Raw genomic sequence first — 433 nt, forward strand, 5'->3', positions numbered from 1 at the left:
GTTCAGGCTCGCGGCCAACCAGACCTGATGCCGCTGCCAATCGATGGCGTGGGTGTCCAGCGACCAGCGCCGTACTGCCTCGGCATTACGTCCCTCGAACAACAATTGCGCATCGTCCGGATCGGCTCGACGCACCTGCAGTACCGCTCCCGCCAGTGCTGCCGCCACCCGCTGCGCGCCACGGCCATCGACCAACTGCCGTGAGCGTTCGGCCATACTTTGACGAAAACCTTGATTGCCTACGACAAAACCGATGGCTTGGCGCAACTGCTCGACGCTGACATGCTCGCGGTTGCCCAGGAACACATGAGCGCCCGAGGTCGCCATCACCTCGCCGTTGGCCTGCTGATTATTCGAGACCGCAATGCAAATCGTCGGCAGCCCCATGGCCGCCCGCTCCCAACTGGTGCCGCCACCGGCACCGATAAACAGG

1 pseudogene is annotated in these 433 nt (G+C 63.5%); it reads right to left on the reverse strand.

Annotated elements, in window-relative coordinates:
- A pseudogene (locus tag AB4Z32_RS27745) lies at positions 1-433 on the reverse strand (hypothetical protein); the annotation flags it as partial.

Source organism: Massilia sp. 2TAF26 (assembly GCF_052115005.1).
GTDB lineage: Bacteria > Pseudomonadota > Gammaproteobacteria > Burkholderiales > Burkholderiaceae_D > Telluria.